Here is a 17,798-nt window from a genome sequence, read left to right as displayed (position 1 = left end):
TCTTTCATTGTTCTTCGAACGTCCCGGTGGTGGTGAGCGGGCTATCCTGGTTCATCTGGATGGTCAGGATCCAGCGGCGCGTGAGGACCCTCAAGAGTTTCGGGAGCTGGCGCGTTCGGCTGGCGCGGAAACCGTTGGCTTCGTCAATGTGGCCAGGCATCAGCCCTCAGCCAGGTTCCTGATTGGCAGCGGCAAGGTCGAAGAGCTGCATGATCTCGTCAAGGATGGCGAGGTCGAGCTCGTCATCTTCAATCACACTCTGACACCCAGCCAGGAGCGCAACCTCGAGCGAGCGCTCGAATGTCGTGTGCTCGATCGAACCGGTCTGATCCTGGACATCTTCGCTCAGCGTGCTCGCACCCATGAGGGCAAGCTGCAGGTCGAGCTGGCCCAGCTGGAGCACATGAGCACGCGTCTGGTGCGCGGCTGGACTCACCTCGAGCGACAAAAAGGCGGTATCGGCCTGCGTGGCCCGGGTGAAACCCAGCTTGAAACCGACCGGCGCCTGTTGCGCGTACGTATCCGTCAGATCAAGCAGCGGCTGGAGAAGGTTCGCGGACAGCGCGAGCAGGCGCGTCGTGGACGTCGCCGTGCCGATATTCCGCTGGTGTCCCTGGTGGGCTACACCAACGCCGGCAAGTCGACCCTGTTCAATGCACTGACCGAGTCAGACGTCTATGCCGCCAACCAGTTGTTCGCCACGCTCGACCCGACCTTGCGCCGGCTGGAGCTCGGTGATCTGGGGCCGGTCGTGCTCGCCGATACGGTGGGCTTCATTCGCCACCTGCCGCACAAGCTGGTCGAGTCCTTTCGCGCCACGCTGGAAGAATCGAGCAACGCCGATCTGCTGCTGCATGTCATCGATGCGCACGAGCCCGAGCGAGATCAGCAGATCGAGCAGGTGCTGGCCGTGCTCACCGAAATCGGCGCGCACGAGCTGCCGATACTGGAGGTCTACAACAAGGTAGACCTGCTGGAAGGCATCGAGCCGCAAATCCAGCGCAATGCCGATGGAGTGCCGCAGCGCGTCTGGATATCGGCGCAGCAGGGTCTGGGCCTCGATCTGTTGAAGCAGGCCATCGCCGAATTGCTGGGCAATGATCTGTTCGTGGGGACGCTGCGGCTTCCTCAATCCCTGGGGCGCCTGCGTGCGCAACTGTTCGAGCTGGGTGCCGTGCAGTCGGAAGCGCATGACGAAGAGGGCGGCAGCCTGCTCGGCGTTCGATTGCAGCGTGTGGAGCTGCATCGCCTGATCAGTCGCGCCGGATTCGAGGCGGAGCAATTCTTCGAACAACACACTTTGCAATAAAGCTCGGGGGCTTTTAGGCCGTTCGTTCCGGGCTTTTCGGTAGCATTGGCGGGCGCGCCGCGGGCGCGCCTTTAGCTTTATCTGAATGGAGAGCGCTATGGCTTGGAATGAGCCGGGTGGCAACTCGAACAACCAGGATCCCTGGGGTAGCGGCGGCGGTGGCCGTCGTGGCGGCGGCGATCAGAAGGGTCCGCCGGACCTGGATGAGGCTTTCCGCAAATTGCAGGACAGCCTCAATGGCATGTTCGGTGGCAAGAAGCGTAGTGGCGGTTCGTCGGGCGGCGGAGCCGGTCGTCGTGGTGGGTTCGGGCTGGTCTGGATCGGCCTGGTGCTGTTGCTGGCCGTCTGGCTGTTCAACGCGATCTACATCGTCGACGAGCAGGAGCAGGCGGTGATACTGCGCTTCGGCAAGTACCACGAAACCGTGGGGCCGGGCTTGAACATCTATTTCCCGCCATTCGATCGCAAGTTCCAGGCTAACGTCACCCGTGAGCGCTCCTACAGCAAGCAGGGGCAGATGCTGACCGAGGACGAGAACATCATCGAAGTGCCGCTGACGGTTCAGTACAAGATCAATGACTTGCAGGCCTTCGTGCTCAATGTCGAGGATCCCGAGGCGTCCCTGCAGCACGCCACCGACAGTGCCGTGCGTCACGTTGTGGGCTCCACGGCGATGGACCAGGTGCTGACCGAGGGCCGCGAGGCGATGGCGGGCGAAGTGAAGGAACGCTTGCAGCGTTTCCTCGACAACTACGGCACCGGAATCGTCGTCACTCAGGTCAACCTGCAAAGCGCCGCGGCGCCGCGCGAGGTGCAGGAAGCCTTCGACGACGTGATTCGTGCACGTGAAGACGAGCAGCGCGAGAAGAATCAGGCCGAGTCCTACGCCAACGGCGTCATTCCTGAAGCCCGCGGCCAGGCCCAGCGCATGCTGGAAGAGGCGAGCGGCTATCGTGATGCGGTGATCTCGCGTGCCCAGGGTGAAGCGGATCGCTTCACCAAGTTGGTCGCCGAATACCGCAAGGCACCGGAGGTGACGCGCGAACGCCTGTATCTCGAGACCATGCAAGAAGTCATGGGCAACACCAGCAAGGTGCTCGTGACCGGCGACAAGGGGCAGAACAACCTGCTCTACCTGCCGCTGGACAAGATGATCAACAGCCGTGGTGCTGCCTCCGAGCGGACGCCCGCGGCATCCGCCTCGGGTGCATCGACACAGGCTACGCGACTGCCTCCGGAGCTCGATCCGCGTGAAGTGCGTACAAGGGAGGTCCGCTAATGAGCAATAAATCCCTGACCGCCCTGATTGTCGGCGTGGTGCTGGCGATCGTGTTGTGGAACAGCTTCTACATCGTTTCGCAGACCGAGCGCGCGGTGCTGTTGCGCTTCGGTCGCATCGTCGAGCCGGACGTCAAGCCGGGGCTTCACCTGAAGATTCCCTACGTCAACAGCGTGCGCAAATTCGATGCGCGTCTCATGACGCTCGACACCAGTACGGCCCGCTTCCTGACGCTGGAAAAGAAGGCGCTGATGGTCGATTCCTACGCCAAGTGGCGAGTGGACGATGCTGAGCGCTTCTATACCGCGACCTCCGGCATAAAGCAGATTGCCGATGAGCGTCTCGCGCGCCGCCTTGAAGCTGCGCTGCGAGATCAGTTCGGTAAGCGCACCCTGCACGAGTCGGTGTCCGGGCAGCGCGACGAGCTGATGGCGTTGGTGACCAATAGCTTGAATCGGGCGGCACAACAGGAGCTCGGTATCGAGGTGGTCGATGTCCGCGTCAAGGGGATCGACCTGCCGCGTGAGGTGAATCGCAGCGTGTTCGAGCGGATGAGTTCCGAGCGCGAGCGCGAAGCGCGTGAGCATCGGGCGAAAGGTAAAGAGCTGGCCGAAGGCATTCGCGCCGATGCCGACCGTCAGCGTCGCGTGCTGCTGGCCGAGGCGTTCCGTGAGGCCGAGGAACTGCGTGGTGATGGCGATGCGCAAGCTGCTGCCATCTACGCCGCGGCCTATGGCCAGGATCGGGAATTCTATTCCTTCCATCGCAGCCTGCAGGCTTATCGCGAAAGCTTTGCCAACAAGGACGATGTGCTGGTGCTGGACCCCAAAAGCGACTTTTTCCGCTATCTGGAGTCTGCCACGGCGCAATGATCGGGCGATCACCCGGTGGGCGATACCGTCCACCGGGTGACCCGTTGGCGAAACATTGCTATGATCCGCGAGCCGGGAAAAGCCCGGCTTTTTTGCGTCTGCGCCCCAGTGGAAGTAGGCGGGGCCGGGTATGGTCAGCCATGCTGATCGCCCTTGCGGGCATGGCGCTGTCGCCGTGATCCGAACACATCGCACGCGACCGATGGGCGGCTCAGGCCGTACCCCGGTGTTCGTCTGCTTGAATAGGCTTGCCGTATCGAGAGGTGATTGGCGAAATGGCAACGGTAGACCGCTGGCTCTTGCCAGATGGCATCGAAGAGGTGCTGCCGCCCGAGGCGGCGCGTATCGAGACCGCACGACGTCGTGTGCTGGATCTGTTCCAGTGCTGGGGCTATGAGCTGGTCATCACGCCCCATGTAGAATTTCTGGAATCACTGCTCACCGGGGCGGGGCAGGATCTCGATCTCAAGACCTTCAAGGTCATCGATCCACTGTCTGGTCGGCAGATGGGGTTGCGTGCCGACATCACGCCGCAAGTGGCGCGTGTCGACGCCCACACCTTGCGTCGCGAAGGCCCGAGCCGCCTGTGCTATGCCGGCAGTGTGCTGCATGCCAAGCCGCAAGCCCTCGCGACGTCGCGCAGTCCGATCCAGTTGGGTGCTGAACTCTATGGTGACAGCAGCACCTCCAGCGACCTGGAGGTGATCAGCCTGATGCTTGAAACCCTCGGTTTGGCTGATGTGCCCGCTGTGCACATGGATCTGGGGCATGTAGGAATCTATCGTGGCTTGGCGCGCGCGGCGGGGCTTTCCGGGGATGCCGAACAGCGCCTGTTCGACGCGCTGCAGCGCAAGGCGATGGACGAGATATCGAGGCTGACGGCGGATGTCGAACCGGCGCTGGCGAGCATGTTGCGTGCGCTGGCCAGGCTCTGCGGCGGTCGTGAGACCCTCGACGCTGCGCGCTCGTCGCTCGCTGGTGCGCCTGCTGCGGTGCTCGAATCGCTCGATGATCTGGTCCGTATTGCCGATCAGCTGGCGGTGCGGTATCCGGACCTGCCGTTGTATTTCGATCTGGGCGAGCTGCGCGGTTATCACTATCACACCGGGGTAGTGTTCGCGGTGTTCGTGCCGGGCGTCGGTCAGTCGATTGCCCAGGGTGGGCGGTATGACGATATTGGCGCTGACTTCGGACGAGCGCGCCCGGCGACGGGCTTTTCGACGGATCTGAAAACCTTGGTCAGTCTCGGCAATGCCGAGCTCGTCGCCCCGCGGGTGGGGATCTGGGCGCCGCACTCTACCGATCCTGCTCTCTGGCAAGCCATCTGCAGGCTGCGTGCGCAGGGTGATCGAGTGGTCCAGGCGCTCGACGGGCAGCGGGACGATGCCGCGCTGAGCGCTGGCTGCGATCGGCAACTGCTGATGCGGGATGGTTCCTGGGTCGTAACGCCGCTGCCTCGTTAATACCGGCCGTGTTGAGCGTGCCAGACGTTTTTTCCAGATTTTTCCGCCGGTCGTAACCGGCATGCTTCGCCAAGAGGACAAGGTTTATGGGTAAGAATGTCGTGGTCCTGGGCACCCAATGGGGTGATGAGGGCAAGGGCAAGATCGTCGATCTGCTGACTGACCAGGCGGCGGCCGTGGTGCGTTTCCAGGGCGGCCACAACGCTGGTCACACCCTGGTCATCGATGGCGAGAAGACCGTACTGCACCTGATTCCGTCCGGCATCCTGCGTGAAAATGTAGAGTGCCTGATCGGCAACGGGGTCGTCGTCGCTCCGGATGCGCTGATGCGTGAGATCACCAAGCTCGAGGAGAAGGGCGTTCCGGTGCGCGAGCGTCTGCGCATCAGCCCTGCCTGTACGTTGATCCTGCCGTACCACGTGGCACTGGATCAGGCGCGCGAAGCCTCCCGCTCCGAGGGCAAGATCGGCACCACGGGTCGTGGTATCGGTCCGGCCTATGAGGACAAGGTCGCGCGTCGTGGTCTGCGCATCGGTGATCTGTTCAACCCCGAGCGCTTCACCGTCAAGCTCCGCGAGCTGCTCGAATACCACAATTTCGTCCTGCAGAATTTCTACAAGGTCGAGCCCGTCGATTTCCAGAAGACGCTCGACGAGGCCCTGGGCTACGCCGAAATCCTCAAGCCGATGATGATCGACGTCTCGGCGCGCTTGCATGAGTTGCGCAAGCAGGGCGCACGTATCATGTTCGAGGGCGCGCAGGGCTCGTTGCTAGACATTGACCATGGCACCTACCCGTACGTGACCAGCTCCAGCACCACCGCCGGTGGTACCTCGACTGGCTCCGGTTTCGGCCCGCTGTATCTGGATTACGTGCTGGGCATCACCAAGGCCTACACGACGCGCGTCGGTTCCGGTCCGTTTCCAACCGAACTGTTCGATGACGTCGGTGCCCGTCTTGCCGAGCGTGGACATGAGTTTGGCTCGACGACCGGTCGCGCACGTCGCTGCGGCTGGTTCGATGCGGTCATCCTGCGTCGCGCCATCGAGATCAACAGCGTCTCCGGCATCTGCCTGACCAAGCTCGATGTGCTCGATGGGCTGGAAACCATCCGTATCTGTGTGGGCTACAAGGACCGTAACGGCGACGTTCTGGTCGACGCGCCGACCGATGCGGACAGCTACCAGGGGCTGCAGCCTGTCTACGAAGAGCTGCCCGGCTGGTCAGAGTCCACCGTCGGCCTGAAGGCCCTTGAAGAATTGCCGGCCAATGCGCGCGCATATATCAAGCGGCTTGAGGAGCTGGTCGAGGCGCCGATCGATATCATTTCGACCGGGCCGGACCGCAACGAAACGATCGTGCTGCGCCACCCGTACGCCTGATAAGGGTCAAGTGAAAGGCCGCCTTCGCAGACCATGTGAAAACTGCTGCGCTCGGTCATGCTGCGTTAAAAACAGCCTCAAAATGCTCATTTACAGCACGTAAACTGCGCTTTTTCGGCTGTTTTTGCCTTGCTTGACCTTCGCTCGTTACGTTTTCACGCGGCCTGTTCGGGCGGCCTTTTCGTTTCCGCTCGGTCTGGGCTGTAAGCAGTGCAGTGGCAATTGCTAAGACAGAAACGAAAAAACCGAGCCATTGGCTCGGTTTTTTCTGAAGAGTGGTGCCCAGGAGAAGACTCGAACTTCCACGATGTTGCCATCGCTAGGACCTGAACCTAGTGCGTCTACCAATTCCGCCACCTGGGCACATTGCGATGATTGCTCATCGACTTTTTTTGTCGATTGCTGGTCGAGGCCGACAACCTCGTATTTATGAGACTCTTGGCGAAGCCAGGAATTTCATCGGTGTAAATGGTGCCCAGGAGAAGACTCGAACTTCCACGGTGTTGCCACCGCTAGGACCTGAACCTAGTGCGTCTACCAATTCCGCCACCTGGGCACTGCAAACGATGATACTTCACCGTTTCCGTGTTACAACGTCTACCAGACATTGTGGGCGCGAACTATACGGGCGAGGTTATGCCTTGTAAAGCCCCGTCTGGGAAAAATAATTCGCTCGAAAGCTGCCGTCGGCACGCGTTTCGCGCTTCAATAGAGACAGGGCGTTCTGCCCCTATACATGAATGAAAGGTGACATCTCTTAATGGCCGATTGGCAATCCCTCGACCCCGAGGCCGCACGTGAAGCGGAAAAGTACGAAAATCCCATCCCTAGCCGCGAGCTGATTCTGCAGCATCTGAGTGAACGCGGCTCCCCAGCGGCCCGTGAACAGCTGGTGGAAGAGTTCGGATTATCCTCCGAAGATGATATTGAGGCTCTGCGCCGCCGGTTGCGCGCGATGGAGCGTGACGGTCAGCTGATCTATACCCGGCGCGGCACCTATGCCCCGGTGGACAAGCTGGACCTGGTTTGCGGTCGCATCAGCGGCCATCGTGACGGTTTCGGTTTTCTGATTCCTGACGACGGCAGCGACGACCTGTTCCTCAGCCCAGCGCAGATGCGCCTGGTGTTCGATGGCGACCGTTGCCTGGCGCGGGTCGCCGGGCTCGATCGCCGTGGTCGCCGTGAAGGCGCTATTGTCGAAGTGATCAGCCGCGCCCACGAAACGATCGTCGGCCGTTACCAGGAAGAAAGCGGTATCGGTTTCGTCATGGCCGACAATCCCAAGATCCAGCAGGAAGTCCTGGTGACGCCGGGGCGCTCCATGGACGCCAAGCCGGGTCAGTTCGTCGAGATCAAGATCACTCATTGGCCGACCCAGCGCTTCCAGCCGCAGGGCGACGTCGTCGAGGTGATCGGTAATTACATGGCCCCGGGCATGGAAATCGACGTCGCCCTGCGCAGTTTCGACATCCCGCATGTCTGGCCGGACGCGGTGAAACGCGAAGCGGCCAAGCTCAAGCCGGAAGTCGAAGAAAAGGACAAGCAAAAGCGTGTCGACCTGCGCCACCTCCCGTTCGTCACCATCGACGGCGAGGATGCGCGTGATTTCGATGACGCCGTGTACTGCGAGAAACTCAGCGGCTGGAAACTGTTTTCCGGAGGCTTCCGCCTGTACGTTGCGATCGCCGACGTGTCGCACTATGTGAGGGTGGGCTCCCCGCTGGATCAGGAAGCCGAGGTGCGTGGCACCTCCGTGTACTTCCCTGAGCGGGTGGTGCCGATGCTGCCCGAAGAGTTGTCCAACGGGCTCTGCTCGCTGAACCCGCATGTCGATCGTCTGGCGATGGTCTGTGAAATCACCCTGAGCAAGTCGGGGAAGATGACCGACTACCAGTTCTACGAAGCGGTAATTCACTCCCATGCGCGACTGACCTACAACAAGGTCAGCAGCATGCTGGAACAGCCGTCGTCGGCAGAGGGCAAGCGCCTGATCGGCGAGTACGGTGAGGTATTGCCGCACCTCAAACAGCTGTATGCGCTGTACAAGGTCTTGCTCAAAGCGCGTCACACCCGCGGCGCGATCGATTTCGAAACCCAGGAAACCCGGATCGTTTTCGGGGCGGAGCGCAAAATCGCGGCGATAAAGCCCACCGAGCGCAACGATGCCCACAAGCTGATCGAGGAATGCATGCTGTGCGCCAACGTGGCCACGGCGCGCTTCCTGCAAGATCACGACATCCCGGGCTTGTATCGCGTCCATGACGGCCCCCCGTTGGAGCGACAAGAGAAGCTGCGGGCCTTCCTCGGCGAGTTGGGGCTGACCTTGCACAAGGGCAAGGAGGAGCCCACCCCCAAGGACTATCAGGCGCTGCTCGAGCGTATCCAGGAACGTCCCGATTTCCATGTGATTCAGACCGTGATGCTGCGCTCGCTCAGTCAGGCGGTCTACAGCCCGGACAACCACGGTCATTTCGGCCTGAACTACGAAGCGTACGCACACTTCACCTCGCCGATCCGTCGCTATCCGGACCTGCTGATCCATCGGGCGATTCGTAGTGTGATCCGTTCCAGGCGCGATACGCCGCATGTTCGCCGTGCAGGCGCTACCAGCATGCCCAAGGCGCGCATCTATCCTTATGACGAAGCCGCATTGGAGCAACTCGGCGAGCAGTGCTCGATGACAGAGCGCCGTGCCGACGAAGCCACCCGTGACGTGGTCAACTGGCTCAAATGCGAGTTCATGAAAGATCGCGTAGGCGAGAGCTTCCCGGGTGTCATCACCGCGGTAACCGGGTTCGGTCTGTTCGTCGAGCTGACCGATATCTACGTTGAAGGGCTGGTACATGTCACCGCGATGCCAGGTGATTACTATCATTTCGATCCGCTCCACCATCGCCTCTCGGGAGAGCGCAGCGGGCGCAGTTTCCGGCTCGGCGATAGCGTCGAGGTTCGGGTGATGCGGGTCGATCTCGATGAGCGCAAGATCGATTTCGAGTTGATCAGCGGTGGTAGCAAGGGCACTGGCGCCGGACGTGACTCGGCCGGTGATCGGGCGCCGCGCAAGGATGGACGGAGCAAGAAGAGTGCAGATGGCTCCTCTGCGAAATCCGAAGAGCCTGTCAGCGCCGAAGTCCGCAAGAGTCGCGAGGTCAAGAAGGCCTTGCTTGCCGATGCCAAGGGGAGCGCTGCGAAGAGCAAGCCAAAGCGCGGTTCGGCAAAGCCCAAGGCGTCGGGCAAGACGTCTGCCAAGCCCGATGGCAGCGCACCGCGCAAGCGTAAGGCCAAGTCATGAGCGATCTGGAGAAGATCTACGGCGTGCACGCCGTGGAGGCCTTGCTGCGTCATCATCCTAAGCGGGTCAAGCAGGTCTGGTTGGCCGAAGGGCGCGACGACCCTCGCGCGCAATCGCTGATCCAGTTGGCCGCTCAGGCGAAAGTGCGCGTTGGCCAGTGCGAGCGCCGCGAGATGGATGCCTGGGTCGAAGGCGTGCATCAGGGCGTGGTCGCCGAGGTGAGCCCCAGTCAGGTTTGGGGCGATGCGATGCTCGAGGAGCTGCTGGACCGGACCGAGGGCGCGCCGCTACTGCTCGTGCTCGACGGCGTCACGGATCCGCACAATCTCGGTGCCTGCCTGCGCACCGCCGATGCGGCCGGCGCGCTGGCGGTCATCATCCCCAAGGATAAGTCCGCGACCCTGAATGCCACGGTGCGCAAGGTGGCCTGCGGTGCAGCCGAGGTTATCCCGCTGGTAGCCGTTACCAACCTTGCGCGAACGCTGGAAAAGCTCCAGCAACGCGGTTTGTGGATCGTCGGTACGGCGGGTGAGGCCGAGCAGGAGATTTACGCGCAGGACCTCAGCGGCCCTATCGTCTTGGTGATGGGCGCGGAGGGCAAGGGCATGCGACGCCTGACTCGCGAGCATTGCGACTTTCTGGTCCGGCTGCCCATGGCCGGCAGCGTCAGTAGTCTCAATGTGTCGGTGGCCACCGGCGTTTGCCTTTTCGAGGCGCTGCGCCAGCGTCGCTCGGCGAGCCGCCAATAAGGTGGTGGCTTGGCGGAGCATCGATCCCGTCCTGATGCCGTTCGTTTCGAAACGGATAGCCGCCGCCGGGGTCAATTGTCCGTTCCGGGGCTGACTGGCGGCCTCTCGGGTTAAATGTTTGGCTGGTCCCGGTTTGCACCGGGCGCTGGCAGTTGATCGCGACCGTCTCCCGGCTCGCATCATGGAGGTTGTATGCTGCAACGCCCACCGTTCGAGACACTGTTCAGGTCGTCTCCGAACGCCTATCTCCTGTTGGATCGAGATCTCGTCATTCTGGATGCCAACGAGGCGTACTTGCGGCTGACGTCGCGTGCGCTCGAGGATATCGTTGGCCAGCGCATCCATGAGGCATTCGCGGCCGATCCGCAGGCGACGGAAACAAGCCACGTCGACGAGCTGCTGGAGTCGTTCGCGCGCGTGCTGCGCAGCAAGGCTGCCGATACGTTGCCCATCATTCGTTATTCGATCGCCGTGAGTCCCGCAGGCGACGCGCCACACCAGGATCGCTACTGGAGCGCTACGCATACGCCCGTGCTTGACGAACGGGGCGAAGTGACCGCCATTTTGCAGCACACGGTGGACATCACCGAGCTGCAAACGCTGAAAGCGTCTCTGCGCTCGACGGAGATCGGCGGTCAGCCGTTGCAGCAGATAGAAGCCTCGATCATCTCTCGCGCCAGATCGATGCAGGATGAGGGGAATCAGCTGCGCCAGTTGTTCGCTCAGGCTCCGGGCTTCGTCTGCTTCCTGCGCGGGCCGCAACATGTCTTCGAACTGGTCAACGAGGCATATCAGCAGCTTACCGGCCATCGCGAGCTGATCGGCAAACGAGTGCTCGATGGCTTGCCAGAGCTTGAGGGGCAGGCGTTCGTAGGTTTGCTCGACCAGGTGTACCAATCCGGCGAGCCCTATATCGGAAGAGGAGTGCGGGCGCTGCTGCAGCGGCGTCCCGACACGTCGCCCGAAGAGGTTTTCGTTGATTTCGTATTCCAGCCGATCTTCGAGCGTGGCGGGCAGGTCTCGGGTATTTTCGTGCAGGGCAGTGATGTGACCGAGCAACGGCGCAACCAACTGGAACTGCAGGCGCATCGCGAGCGACTCGAGGATTTGGTCCGTGAACGAACGCAGGAGTTGACGCGTAGCGAATCCGAGCGACGGATTGCCGAAGCGGCACTGATGCAGTCGCAGAAACTCGAGGCGGTTGGCAAGCTGACCGGCGGGATCGCCCACGACTTCAACAATATGCTGCAGATCATCGGTGGAAACCTGCAGTTGCTGCGCCGCAATATCGGCGCCGACGAGACGGCGCAAAGGCGTCTCGACTCGGCGGTCGGCGGCGTGGAAAAAGGGGCTCGCCTGGCCTCCCAGTTGCTCGCTTTCGCCAGTCGTCAGCCACTCCAGCCGCAGGCGGTAGACCTGGGCGAACTGCTCGATGATATGAGCGAGTTGCTGAGCGGCGCGCTGGGCCGGGCAGTGCAAGTCGATGTCGATACCCAGCCGGGCCTTTGGTCGGTTTACGCTGACGTGGGCAATCTGCAGGCCGCGATCCTCAATCTGGCGGTCAACGCCCGTGACGCGATGGCGGGAGGAGGGGCTTTGTCCCTGCGCCTGCGCAACCGCGAGCTGGGTGCCGAGCATCTTGCTGGGCAGCCGGATCTTGCCGCGGGTCCCTTCGTGGAGCTGAGCGTCGTCGATGAAGGCGAGGGGATGAGCCCCGAGGTTTTGTCGCGGGTGTTCGAACCGTTCTTCACCACGCGCCAGGCCGCCAACGCGTCAGGTCTGGGGCTGAGCATGGTTTACGGCTTCGTCAAGCAGAGTGGCGGTTTCGTTGTGCTCGACAGCGAGGAAGGTCGTGGCACGACCGTTCGGGTTTATTTGCCCAGCAACGTTGGCGAAGGCCGGGGCGAAGTCGGGGAGTCGCGCGCCGAATATCCGACCGGCGCCGCTTCGCTGACCGTCGACGCGGTGCAGGAGCCGTCCGATGGCCTGGCTATTCTCTTCGTCGAGGACGACCCGACGTTGCGCATGCTCACCGGCGAGGTAATGGAAGAGCTCGGGCATGATGTCAGTCTCTGCGAGTCGGCCGAGGCGGCGTTGGAGCTGCTCGATGAGCGCCGCTTCGACGTGCTGTTGACCGACGTAGGGCTGACCGGCATGAGTGGTATCGAGCTGGTACGGCAGGCGAGGACGCGCGATGCGGGGATGAGCGTGGTGATTGCGTCCGGTTATGCCATCAGTGCGCGTGATGAAGGGCTGGAGGACTTGCGCACCATGCTCAAGCCCTACGACATCCATCAGGTCCGGTCCTTGCTCGAAGAAATCCAGGCCGAGCGGGCCCAGGCTGGCTCGGCGAGTTGAGGCTGGTTAAATATTCACCAATGCGCCTTGCGTGCTTGGCGCGCCTTCTCTAGAATTGCGCCCCTTGCCCGGATGGCAGGCGTTTGCGCGCCTCTCTGGCAGGCAAGACAACATACTCATTCACTCCTTGCCTGATCCGTTTCGTGCGGCAGGCTGCAACCCGTAAGGAGCAACAATGCGTCATTACGAAATCATCTTTCTGGTCCACCCCGACCAGAGCGAGCAGGTTGGCGGCATGGTGGAGCGTTACACCAAGCTGATCGAAGAAGACGGTGGCAAAATCCATCGTCTGGAAGACTGGGGTCGTCGTCAGCTGGCTTACGCCATCAACAACGTTCACAAGGCTCACTACGTGATGCTGAACGTCGAGTGCAGCGGCAAGGCACTGGCTGAGCTGGAAGACAACTTCCGCTACAACGACGCTGTCATCCGTAACCTGGTCATCCGTCGCGACGAAGCCGTGACCGAGCAGTCCGAGATGCTCAAGGCCGAGGAAAACCGTAGCGAGCGCCGTGAGCGTCGTGATCGCCCTGAATCTGACAATGTCAACGAAAACGACAATGACAGCGACAGCCGCGACAACAACGCTGACGAGTAATCCACGGACTTATTGAGGAGCCTATTTCATGGCACGTTTTTTCCGCCGTCGTAAGTTCTGCCGTTTCACCGCAGAAAACGTGAAAGAGATCGACTACAAGGATCTCAACACGCTGAAGGCCTACATTTCCGAAACCGGCAAGATCGTTCCTAGCCGTATCACCGGAACCAAAGCACGCTATCAGCGCCAGCTGGCTACCGCTATCAAGCGCGCCCGCTTCCTGGCCCTGCTGCCCTACACCGACAGCCACGGCCGTTGATCGAACTGTTCGGCAAACGTAAAGGATAGATCGCATGCGCGCCCTGGCTGACTTCATCATGCGCGGCCGTATGCAAGCGATTGTTGTAGTAGCGGGCGCTGCGGCACTGCCAATGTTGTTCTGGCTGTGCGCTGCCGCGGGCAGCCTGGTGTTGTTGCGTCGCGGGTTGAATGATGCGCTGGGTGTGTTGGTCTGGGCGGTTTTGCCAGCGCTGGCCTGGTGGTATTTCGGCGATCCGCGCACGTTGCTGGTGCTGTCGGGGTCGTTCGGGTTGGCGCTGCTGTTGCGCAACCAGAACGCCTGGCACCGAGTGATGCTGTGCAGTGTGGGGCTCGGGCTGTTGTACGCCTGGGCGCTTGGGATGGTGTTCGGCGAGCCGATTGCGGCGCTCGCCGCCGAGTTGCAGAAGATGTTGCCCGACATGCTGTCGGACGCCTATCAGCAGCTTTCGGTGGAAGAGCAAGCGCGGCTGGGTGCGTTGCTGATACCGGTGTTGACCGGCTTGTTGGCGGCGTTGCTGCAGATCACCACCCTGCTCAGTCTGATGCTTGGACGTTACTGGCAGGCGCTGTTGTACAACCCGGGTGGCTTCGGCCTCGAGTTTCGTGCGCTGCGTTTCTCGCCAGCGCCGGCGATGGTGCTCCTGGCAGGCATGCTGTTAGCGCCGAGCCTGGGTGTACAGGCGGCAATGCTGGCTCCGCTGTGCAGCGTTCCGCTGGTATTCGCCGGCATTGCGCTGGTGCACGGGCTGGTGGCGCAGAATCGGATGTCGCGATTCTGGCTGGTTGGGCTTTATGTCACGCTGGCGCTGTTCATGCAGTTGATTTATCCGTTACTGGCCATCTTGGCCATTGTCGACAGCTTGTTTGATTTTCGCGGTCGGGCATCTCGTGATGACGATGCGGGACCTGCGAACGGTGAAGGTTAAGTTAAAGAGGTAAGACTCAAATGGAAGTCATCCTGCTGGAAAAAGTCGCAAACCTGGGCAACCTGGGCGACAAGGTAAACGTCAAGTCTGGTTACGGCCGCAACTATCTGCTGCCGCAGCGCAAGGCTACTGCTGCAACCCCGGCCAACATCGCCGAGTTCGAAGCTCGCCGTGCGGAGCTGGAAAAAGCTGCTGCCGAGCGTAAGGCTTCTGCCGAAACTCGTGCTGCCCAGCTGGCTGAACTGGAAGTCACCATCACTGCAACTGCAGGCGATGAAGGCAAACTGTTCGGTTCGATCGGTACCCACGACATCGCCGACGCACTGACCGCCTCTGGCGTTGAAGTCGCGAAGAGCGAAATCCGTCTGCCGAACGGCACCATCCGTCAGGTTGGTGAGTACGACGTGGCCGTGCACCTGCACACCGACGTCGAAGCGACCGTCAAGCTGATCGTGATTGCCGGCTGAGACCAGTCGGCGTCTGGCACCCCTGGTGCCTGACGCGTAACATCGGGCACGTTTCCACGCGAGTGGAGCGTGCCTTTTGTTTTTGTGAACGTTGAAGAATTACGAGTGCCATGAACGACATCAGTGTGCCCCAACAGTACGACCTGGAAACTGCAGCGCTCAAGGTGCCGCCGCATTCCATCGAGGCCGAACAGGCCGTGCTTGGCGGACTGATGCTGGACAACAACGCCTGGGAGCGGGTACTCGATCAGGTTTCCGATGGCGACTTTTACCGTCATGACCATCGGCTGATTTTCCGTGCCATTTTCACCCTGGCCGAACGCAACTCGCCGTTCGATGTGGTGACCCTGTCCGAGCAGCTGGACAAGGAAGGCCATCTTTCGCAGGTGGGCGGTTTGGCTTACCTCGGTGAATTGGCGAAGAACACCCCGTCGGTCGCCAACATCAAGGCCTACGCGCAGATCATTCGCGAGCGCGCCACGTTGCGCCAGTTGATCGGCATCAGCAATGAGATTGCCGACAGCGCCTATGCGCCACAGGGCCGCACCGGCGAAGAGATCCTCGACGAAGCCGAGCGGCTGATTTTCCAGATCGCCGAGGCGCGCCCCAAGACGGGCGGGCCGATGGGGATCAACGATATTCTGGTCAAGGCGATCGACCGTATCGATTCGCTGTTCAACGCCGGCGAGGCGATCACCGGCCTGTCGACCGGTTTCACCGACCTGGACGAGGCCACGAGCGGCCTGCAGGCGGCGGACCTGATCATCGTGGCCGGCCGTCCTTCGATGGGCAAGACGACCTTTGCCATGAACCTGGTGGAAAACGCGGTTCTGCGTTCGGACAAGGCGATTCTAGTGTTTTCGCTGGAGATGCCGGCCGACTCCATCGTCATCCGTATGCTGGCCTCGCTCGGTCGCATCGACCAAACCAAGGTGCGGACCGGTAAGCTCAGCGACGACGACTGGCCACGACTGACCTCGGCGGTGAATCTGCTCAACGACCGCAAGCTGTTCATCGACGACACCGCCGGCATCTCGCCTTCGGAAATGCGCGCCCGGACCCGGCGCCTGGCACGCGAGCACGGCGAAATCGGCATGATCATGGTCGACTACCTGCAGCTGATGCAGATTCCGGGCTCCAGCGGCGACAACCGCACCAACGAGATTTCCGAGATATCCCGCTCGTTGAAGGGCCTGGCCAAGGAATTCAACTGCCCGGTTATTGCGCTGTCGCAGCTCAACCGCTCGCTCGAGCAGCGACCCAACAAGCGTCCGGTGAACTCGGACCTGCGTGAATCCGGAGCGATCGAGCAGGACGCCGACATCATCATGTTCGTCTACCGGGACGAGGTCTATCACCCCGAGACCGAATACAAGGGCGTCGCCGAAATCATTATCGGCAAGCAGCGGAATGGTCCGATCGGCACGACACGCCTGGCGTTCCTCGGCAAATACTCGCGCTTCGAGAACCTGGCGCCCGGCAGCTACCAGTTCGACGACGAATGATTCAGGACCTGTAAACCGGCGCCATGGCGTCGCCACGCAGATAGGGCGCGAGGTAATCCTCCAGTCGTTGGCCGGGGTCCGTCTGAAAGGTCTCGTCGAGCTCGGCCAGGCTGTCCACCCGGTCGATGCGGAAGTTGCGGAAGTCGTTGCGCAACTCGCACCAGCTGCACAGCGTCCAGGTCTGCCCCCAGAAGAACAGCCCCAGCGGCCAGATGCACCGCAGGCTGGCCTGCCCGTTTTCGTCGCGGTAACCCAGCTGCAGTTTGCGTCGTTGGCGAATCGCCTGGCGCAGCTGACCGAGCCAGTGCACCGGATATGTGTTCACCTCCGGGGCGAACAGGCGGTTGCCGTTGAGTTCGTCACGCAGAGTGGTGGGCAGCACGCTGTGGATCTTCGCCAGAGCCGATTCGGCGGCCCGTTGCAGGTCGGGGTCGGCCCAGGCATTGACCATGCGCGCGCCGACCACCAGGGCTTCGATTTCTTCGCGCTCGAACATCAGCGGCGGCAAGTCCATGGGTTGGCGCAGCACATAGCCGACCCCCGCTTCGCCCTCCAGCGGCACGCCGGAGAGCGACAGATCCTGGATGTCGCGGTAGATGGTGCGCACCGAGACCTGCAGGCGCTCGGCCAGCCACTGTGCGGTGGTCAGCCGGCGGCTGCGCAGGAACTGGACGATCTGGAACAGACGGTCGGCGCGTCTCATGCTCTTCCTTGGCGGTCGCGGTGGCCCGGTGAGTGGCTGCTCGGCCAGGATGGCTGGGGTCAGGACATGCTGTGCAGGCCCACCTCGTTGCCTTCGCTGTCTTTTATCACAGCGATGTATCCATGGGGAGCGATGGACATCTTGCCTTGGATGATCACGCCGCCCGCTGCCGGTACTCGGTTCACCACGTCGGCCAGTTGCCCTTCGACGTTAAGATAGACCCGGGTGCCGCCAATACCGCTTTGCTGCTCGGGCGCGTGGCTCAGGCAACCGCCCACGCCGCTGTTCGGATCGTAGGGGAACAGCGCCATGCGTCCGCCCATGCCGTCGATGGTTTCCAGCGTGGTTGCCAGGGCTTGCTCATAGAAGCGGCGGGCGCGCTCGAAGTCGCTGACGAACAATTCGAACCAGTTGATCGCGTTCATTTTCTCTCTCCTTGGAATGGGCAATGTCAGCAGGCCGACGCCGTAGGTGGCGCGCTTTGGCCTGCGCAGGCCACTCTAGGCCAGGGCTACTGACAGCCTGGTGTCAGCAGCGTCGACGGGCGCTGTCTGTGGCTGCTAAAGGTGAGTGAGATCGCCCTTGTTAGGCGTGCGGCTGACTTCGGACTCTTCGCATTCGGAGCGCGTATCGA

The 17,798-nt window shown here is 61.6% G+C and carries 15 protein-coding genes and 2 tRNA genes; 13 read left to right on the top strand and 4 right to left on the bottom strand.

Annotated elements, in window-relative coordinates; translation table 11 throughout:
- The first annotated feature begins 7 nt into the window (after positions 1–7).
- The 5 genes from hflX to KCX70_RS18415 all read left to right on the top strand — a co-directional run bounded on the left by hflX (position 8) and on the right by KCX70_RS18415 (position 6,305).
- Positions 8–1,309: a ribosome rescue GTPase HflX gene (gene hflX / locus KCX70_RS18435; protein WP_212618384.1), complete on the top strand. Its 1,302-nt coding sequence runs from the start codon at positions 8–10 to the stop codon at positions 1,307–1,309.
- A gap of 97 nt (positions 1,310–1,406) precedes the next feature.
- Entirely contained in the window at positions 1,407–2,588 is a 1,182-nt protein-coding gene (gene hflK / locus KCX70_RS18430; protein WP_212618383.1) for an FtsH protease activity modulator HflK, read from the top strand.
- Positions 2,588–3,460 carry a protease modulator HflC gene (hflC, locus tag KCX70_RS18425; protein ID WP_021206766.1) on the top strand — a complete coding sequence of 291 codons (873 nt, stop codon included), beginning with the start codon at positions 2,588–2,590 and terminating at the stop codon, positions 3,458–3,460. The genes hflK and hflC overlap by 1 nt, the downstream gene beginning before the upstream one ends.
- Before the next feature lie 275 nt (positions 3,461–3,735).
- A complete protein-coding gene (locus KCX70_RS18420; RefSeq protein WP_212618382.1) occupies positions 3,736–4,923 on the top strand; it encodes an ATP phosphoribosyltransferase regulatory subunit in 1,188 nt (395 codons plus the stop codon).
- Positions 4,924–5,009: 86 nt separating this feature from the next.
- Positions 5,010–6,305, top strand: coding sequence for an adenylosuccinate synthase (locus KCX70_RS18415; protein ID WP_212618381.1), 1,296 nt, complete (start codon positions 5,010–5,012; stop codon positions 6,303–6,305).
- 276 nt (positions 6,306–6,581) lie between these two features.
- On the opposite strand, the gene KCX70_RS18410 is transcribed toward KCX70_RS18415, so the two are convergent.
- Both KCX70_RS18410 and KCX70_RS18405 read right to left on the bottom strand, forming a co-directional pair.
- A tRNA-Leu gene (locus tag KCX70_RS18410) sits at positions 6,582–6,668 on the bottom strand.
- A 106-nt stretch (positions 6,669–6,774) separates the two neighbouring features.
- Positions 6,775–6,861 (bottom strand) — tRNA-Leu (locus KCX70_RS18405).
- 204 nt (positions 6,862–7,065) lie between these two features.
- Here KCX70_RS18405 and rnr point away from each other — a divergent pair.
- The 8 genes from rnr to dnaB all read left to right on the top strand — a co-directional run bounded on the left by rnr (position 7,066) and on the right by dnaB (position 16,461).
- Positions 7,066–9,597 (top strand): ribonuclease R, encoded by a 2,532-nt coding sequence (gene rnr, locus KCX70_RS18400; protein WP_212618380.1) that lies wholly within the window; start codon positions 7,066–7,068, stop codon positions 9,595–9,597.
- Positions 9,594–10,346 carry a 23S rRNA (guanosine(2251)-2'-O)-methyltransferase RlmB gene (gene rlmB, locus KCX70_RS18395; RefSeq protein ID WP_212618379.1) on the top strand — a complete coding sequence of 251 codons (753 nt, stop codon included), beginning with the start codon at positions 9,594–9,596 and terminating at the stop codon, positions 10,344–10,346. The genes rnr and rlmB overlap by 4 nt, the downstream gene beginning before the upstream one ends.
- 192 nt (positions 10,347–10,538) lie before the next feature.
- The gene (locus KCX70_RS18390; protein WP_212618378.1) at positions 10,539–12,704 is read left to right on the top strand and encodes a PAS domain-containing protein; all 2,166 of its coding nucleotides are present in this window, start codon (positions 10,539–10,541) and stop codon (positions 12,702–12,704) included.
- A gap of 175 nt (positions 12,705–12,879) precedes the next feature.
- On the top strand, positions 12,880–13,302 hold the full coding sequence (rpsF, locus tag KCX70_RS18385) for a 30S ribosomal protein S6 (RefSeq protein WP_021206772.1): 423 nt from the start codon (positions 12,880–12,882) through the stop codon (positions 13,300–13,302).
- A 28-nt stretch (positions 13,303–13,330) separates the two neighbouring features.
- Positions 13,331–13,561, top strand: a complete 231-nt coding sequence (gene rpsR, locus KCX70_RS18380) for a 30S ribosomal protein S18 (protein WP_019340128.1) — start codon at positions 13,331–13,333, stop codon at positions 13,559–13,561.
- A 34-nt stretch (positions 13,562–13,595) separates the two neighbouring features.
- Positions 13,596–14,489, top strand: coding sequence for a hypothetical protein (locus tag KCX70_RS18375; protein WP_021206773.1), 894 nt, complete (start codon positions 13,596–13,598; stop codon positions 14,487–14,489).
- Between the two features lie 20 nt (positions 14,490–14,509).
- Positions 14,510–14,956: a 50S ribosomal protein L9 gene (gene rplI / locus KCX70_RS18370; protein ID WP_021206774.1), complete on the top strand. Its 447-nt coding sequence runs from the start codon at positions 14,510–14,512 to the stop codon at positions 14,954–14,956.
- A gap of 110 nt (positions 14,957–15,066) precedes the next feature.
- Positions 15,067–16,461 carry a replicative DNA helicase gene (gene dnaB, locus KCX70_RS18365; RefSeq protein ID WP_021206775.1) on the top strand — a complete coding sequence of 465 codons (1,395 nt, stop codon included), beginning with the start codon at positions 15,067–15,069 and terminating at the stop codon, positions 16,459–16,461.
- Position 16,462: 1 nt separating this feature from the next.
- On the opposite strand, the gene KCX70_RS18360 is transcribed toward dnaB, so the two are convergent.
- Positions 16,463–17,164 (bottom strand): helix-turn-helix transcriptional regulator, encoded by a 702-nt coding sequence (locus KCX70_RS18360; RefSeq protein ID WP_212618377.1) that lies wholly within the window; start codon positions 17,162–17,164, stop codon positions 16,463–16,465.
- A gap of 59 nt (positions 17,165–17,223) precedes the next feature.
- The gene (locus tag KCX70_RS18355; RefSeq protein ID WP_102846592.1) at positions 17,224–17,589 is read right to left on the bottom strand and encodes a VOC family protein; all 366 of its coding nucleotides are present in this window, start codon (positions 17,587–17,589) and stop codon (positions 17,224–17,226) included.
- Positions 17,590–17,798: the final 209 nt, after the last annotated feature.

Source organism: Stutzerimonas stutzeri (genome assembly GCF_018138085.1).
GTDB lineage: Bacteria > Pseudomonadota > Gammaproteobacteria > Pseudomonadales > Pseudomonadaceae > Stutzerimonas > Stutzerimonas stutzeri_AI.
This window is presented reverse-complemented; position numbering and strand designations above follow the sequence as displayed.

Excerpts from the sequence above, each read along its gene's own strand:
- hflK (WP_212618383.1), top strand. The coding sequence starts at position 1,407 with ATGGCTTGGAATGAGCCGGGTGGCAACTCGAACAACCAGGATCCCTGG.
- hflC (WP_021206766.1), top strand. The coding sequence starts at position 2,588 with ATGAGCAATAAATCCCTGACCGCCCTGATTGTCGGCGTGGTGCTGGCG.
- KCX70_RS18420 (WP_212618382.1), top strand. The coding sequence starts at position 3,736 with ATGGCAACGGTAGACCGCTGGCTCTTGCCAGATGGCATCGAAGAGGTG.
- KCX70_RS18415 (WP_212618381.1), top strand. The coding sequence starts at position 5,010 with ATGGGTAAGAATGTCGTGGTCCTGGGCACCCAATGGGGTGATGAGGGC.
- rnr (WP_212618380.1), top strand. The coding sequence starts at position 7,066 with ATGGCCGATTGGCAATCCCTCGACCCCGAGGCCGCACGTGAAGCGGAA.
- rlmB (WP_212618379.1), top strand. The coding sequence starts at position 9,594 with ATGAGCGATCTGGAGAAGATCTACGGCGTGCACGCCGTGGAGGCCTTG.
- KCX70_RS18390 (WP_212618378.1), top strand. The coding sequence starts at position 10,539 with ATGCTGCAACGCCCACCGTTCGAGACACTGTTCAGGTCGTCTCCGAAC.
- rpsF (WP_021206772.1), top strand. The coding sequence starts at position 12,880 with ATGCGTCATTACGAAATCATCTTTCTGGTCCACCCCGACCAGAGCGAG.
- rpsR (WP_019340128.1), top strand. The coding sequence starts at position 13,331 with ATGGCACGTTTTTTCCGCCGTCGTAAGTTCTGCCGTTTCACCGCAGAA.
- KCX70_RS18375 (WP_021206773.1), top strand. The coding sequence starts at position 13,596 with ATGCGCGCCCTGGCTGACTTCATCATGCGCGGCCGTATGCAAGCGATT.
- rplI (WP_021206774.1), top strand. The coding sequence starts at position 14,510 with ATGGAAGTCATCCTGCTGGAAAAAGTCGCAAACCTGGGCAACCTGGGC.
- dnaB (WP_021206775.1), top strand. The coding sequence starts at position 15,067 with ATGAACGACATCAGTGTGCCCCAACAGTACGACCTGGAAACTGCAGCG.
- KCX70_RS18360 (WP_212618377.1), bottom strand. The coding sequence starts at position 17,164 with ATGAGACGCGCCGACCGTCTGTTCCAGATCGTCCAGTTCCTGCGCAGC.
- KCX70_RS18355 (WP_102846592.1), bottom strand. The coding sequence starts at position 17,589 with ATGAACGCGATCAACTGGTTCGAATTGTTCGTCAGCGACTTCGAGCGC.